Origin of the sequence: Pseudomonas sp. RL, from assembly GCF_000647775.1 — a bacterium.
Classification (GTDB): Bacteria; Pseudomonadota; Gammaproteobacteria; order Pseudomonadales; family Pseudomonadaceae; genus Serpens; species Serpens flexibilis.
The window spans coordinates 1-3,730 of record NZ_JBOY01000138.1 but is presented as its reverse complement, the minus strand read 5'-3'; the positions used below and the strand labels follow the sequence as shown (position 1 = coordinate 3,730).

Below are 3,730 nucleotides of genomic sequence, written 5' to 3'. Positions count from 1 at the left end.
CGCCGTCGGCCGGCCGCTCGCCCAGCACCAGCGGCAAGGCGCCGGCGCCGTCCCCCAGGCTGCCACCGACGCACAGCAGATCGCCCGGGCGAGCGCCCGCACGGGTCAGGGCCAGCCCCTTGGGCACGCGGCCGAACACCGTCATGCCGAGGGTCAGCGGGCCGCGCGTGGTATCGCCGCCCAGCAGGGTCATCCTGCACTGCGCGGCCATGCGCTGCAGGCCGTCGGCGAAGCGCCGCAACCAGGTTTCGTCGGCGTCCGGCAGGGTCAGGGCGAGGGTGAAGCCGATGGGCGTGGCGCCCATGGCGGCCAGGTCGCTGGTGGAAACCGCCAGGGCGCGCTGGCCGAGCAGGAAGGGATCGTGTTGCAGGGGAAAATGGCTGCCGGCCACCAGGGTGTCGGTGGACACCGCCAGTTGTTCGCCGGGCGGCAGTTCGAGCAGGGCACAGTCGTCGCCGATGCCCAGTGCCACGCCTTCACCACCTTGCGCACAGGGCGCCGTGGCGAAGAAGCGGCGGATCAGCTCGAACTCACCCACGGATCAGCGTTTGCCGGCCCGCAGCTCGGCGCTGCGCAGCTTCGGCGCCAGCTTGTCGAGCACCCCGTTGACGAACTTGTGGCCGTCGGTGGCGCCGAAGGTCTTGGCCAGCTCGATGCCCTCGTTGATCACCACGCGGTAGGGCACGTCGAGGCGCTGCTTCAGCTCATAGGTGGACAGGCGCAGGATGGCCAGCTCCACCGGGTCCAGGTCGTCCATGGGACGGTCCAGGCAAGGCGCGATCAGCTCGTCGATCTCGCCACGGTTGCTGAGCACGCCGTTGAGCAGTTCATGGAAATAGGCACCGTCGACGCCGACGAAGGCGTTGTCGACGCGGAACTGGGCTTCGATCTCGTGCGGAGCCTGGCGCGCCATGTGCCACTGGTAGAGGGCCTGCATGCCCAGGGCGCGCGCCGCGCGGCGCGCGCCACCCTTGGTCGGCTTGCCGGCCGGCTGCGGGGCGTCCTGACTGTCGTCGCGGTGCAGGCTCACTTGACCTCCAGGGCGGTCAGCAGGCTGACCATTTCCAGTGCGGACAGGGCTGCTTCGCCGCCCTTGTTGCCCGCCTTGGTGCCGGAGCGCTCGATGGCCTGCTCGATGGAATCGACGGTCAGCACGCCGAAGGCGACCGGCACACCGTATTCCATGGACACCTGGGCCAGGCCCTTGGTGCATTCGCCGGCCACGTACTCGAAGTGCGGGGTGCCGCCACGGATCACCGCGCCAAGGGCGATGATGGCCGCGAACTCGTCACGCTGAGCGACCTTCTGGGCCACCAGCGGCAGTTCGAAGGCGCCCGGGGCGCGGATGATGGTGATGTTGTCTTCGCTCACGCCGTGGCGAACCAGGGTGTCGATGGCGCCGCTTACCAGGCTTTCGACGACGAAGCTGTTGAAACGGCCAACCACGAGGGCGAACTTGCCCTGGGGTGCAACGAAGGTGCCTTCGATGGTCTTGAGGGTCATGAAAAGGGTCTCTTTCGAAAAAGAACAAAGGCGCCGCGATCCTGCGGCGCCCTGAGCATCATTCTGCGGCGACGTATTCTACAACTTCCAGGTCGAAACCGGATATCGCGTTGAACTTCATCGGCGCACTCATCAGGCGCATCTGACGAACGCCCAGATCGCGCAGGATCTGCGAGCCGGCACCGACGGTGCTGTACATCGCCGGAGTCGGCGCCTGGGTGCGGTTGAGCTGCGCCAGCAGCTCCTGGCCGCTGAACGGCTTGCCGAGCAGCAGCACCACGCCCTTGCCGGCGCTGGCCACCTCGGCCATGGCCGCACGCAGGCTCCAGCGGCCGGGCACCTTGACCTGCAACAGGTCGCGCAGCGGCTCCATGTTGTGCACGCGCACCAGCGTCGGCACTTCCGGAGTGATGTCACCCATGATCAGCGCCATGTGCACGTCGTTTTCCACGCTGTCGCGGTAGGTGACCAGCTTGAACTGGCCCAGCTCGGTGTCCAGCGGCTGTTCGGAAATCCGCTCCACGGTGCGCTCGTGGATCATGCGGTAGTGGATCAGGTCGGCGATGGTGCCGATCTTCAGGCCATGCTGTTCGGCGAACACTTCGAGTTCCGGACGGCGGGCCATGGTGCCGTCGTCATTCATGATCTCGCAGATCACGCCGCTGGCATCGAAGCCGGCCAGACGCGCCAGGTCGGTGGCCGCCTCGGTATGCCCGGCACGCGCCAGCACGCCGCCAGGCTGCGCCATCAGCGGGAAGATGTGCCCGGGGCTGACGATGTCCTCGGCCTTGGCCTCGCGGGCGGCGGCGACCTGCACGGTGCGTGCGCGGTCGGCGGCAGAGATGCCGGTGGTCACGCCTTCAGCCGCCTCGATGGAGACGGTGAACTTGGTGCCGAAGCCCGAGCCGTTGCGCGGCGCCATGAGCGGCAGGTTGAGGCGCTCGCAGCGCTCCTTGCTCATCGGCATGCAGATCAGGCCGCGGGCATGGCGGGCCATGAAGTTGATGTGTTCAGCCTGGCAGCACTCGGCGGCCATGATGATGTCGCCTTCGTTTTCGCGGTCTTCGTCATCCATGAGGATGACCATCTTGCCCGCGCGGATGTCGGCAATGATTTCTTCGATCGTGTTGAGAGCCATCGGGCCCGCTCCTTACTTGGTCAGGTAGCCGTGCGCGGCCAGAAAGCTTTCGGTGATGCCGGTGCGGGTCGGCTCGGCAGCCTTGTCACCCAGCAGCAGGCGTTCCAGGTAACGGGCCAGCAGGTCCACTTCCAGGTTCACGCGGCGACCGGCGCGGTAGTCGGCCATGATGGTCTCGGCCAGGGTGTGCGGCACGATGGTCAGCTCGAAGTCGGCGCCGTCGACGCCATTCACCGTCAGGCTGGTGCCGTCCACGGTGATCGAGCCCTTGAGGGCGATGTACCTGGCCAGCGCGCGCGGCGCGCGGATGCGAAATTGCACGGCGCGGGCGTTGTCTTCGCGGCTGATGATCTCGCCCACGCCGTCGACATGGCCGCTGACCAGGTGGCCACCCAGGCGGCTGGTCGGCGTCAGGGCCTTTTCCAGATTGACCCGACTGCCGGATTTCAGGTCGGCAAAGCCGGTGCGGGCCAGGGTCTCGCGACTGACGTCGGCCCAGAATCCGTCGCCGGGGAGCTGCACGGCGGTCAGGCACACGCCGTTGACGGCAATGCTGTCGCCGAGCTTGACGTCGCCCAGATCGAGCTTGCCGGTCTTCACATAGACACGGACGTCGCCACCCTTGGGGGTGATGCTCTGGATAGTGCCGATGGCTTCGATTATGCCGGTGAACATGTTGCCTCCCGGCCGGAGCAAAGAACGCACTGCATGGAACGAACTCCTGTTTTCGTGGAAAAACAGGGCGCTGCTGATCGAAGGGGAAACGGACGCGCGCACGGACCGCACGCGTCGAGGCGTCCCGCTCTCTCTCATCCGGACTCTGACCGTCGGCTCCGGAATCACACCGGATCTGCTGACCCCGCCGAAGGCGGGCGCTCGCGGGCTTGGGCCATTCAGGCCATCACCGCCGGTGGGGAATTTCACCCCGCCCTGAGAACGTTGGATCGGAGGGCCGATCCGCCGGCGTTTTTACCACAAATGGCTGCGGCATGCAGCCACAGGGGGAGTAGGGGCTTTGCGAGGGTCGTGTCAGTCCGTAGATACCGTCTTGCTCCCTACCGCGCAAGCGCCAGTTTGGGGTCGAAGGGC

General features: G+C 66.9%; 5 protein-coding genes and 1 riboswitch. All 5 genes read right to left on the bottom strand.

Annotated elements, in window-relative coordinates:
• Window positions 1-538: thiamine-phosphate kinase (gene thiL, locus AS93_RS0116600; protein ID WP_027591637.1), on the bottom strand; the 538-nt coding region annotated here is incomplete at its 3' end.
• Between the two features lie 3 nt (window positions 539-541).
• Entirely contained in the window at window positions 542-1,030 is a 489-nt protein-coding gene (gene nusB, locus AS93_RS0116595; protein WP_027591636.1) for a transcription antitermination factor NusB, read from the bottom strand.
• The gene (gene ribE / locus AS93_RS0116590) at window positions 1,027-1,503 is read right to left on the bottom strand and encodes a 6,7-dimethyl-8-ribityllumazine synthase (RefSeq protein ID WP_027591635.1); all 477 of its coding nucleotides are present in this window, start codon (window positions 1,501-1,503) and stop codon (window positions 1,027-1,029) included. The genes nusB and ribE overlap by 4 nt, the downstream gene beginning before the upstream one ends.
• A gap of 58 nt (window positions 1,504-1,561) precedes the next feature.
• Complete coding sequence (ribBA, locus tag AS93_RS0116585) at window positions 1,562-2,641, bottom strand: bifunctional 3,4-dihydroxy-2-butanone-4-phosphate synthase/GTP cyclohydrolase II (protein WP_027591634.1); 1,080 nt, start codon at window positions 2,639-2,641, stop codon at window positions 1,562-1,564.
• Between the two features lie 12 nt (window positions 2,642-2,653).
• Entirely contained in the window at window positions 2,654-3,316 is a 663-nt protein-coding gene (locus AS93_RS0116580) for a riboflavin synthase (RefSeq protein WP_027591633.1), read from the bottom strand.
• A gap of 122 nt (window positions 3,317-3,438) precedes the next feature.
• Window positions 3,439-3,583, bottom strand: a riboswitch (FMN riboswitch).
• Window positions 3,584-3,730 lie beyond the last annotated feature (147 nt).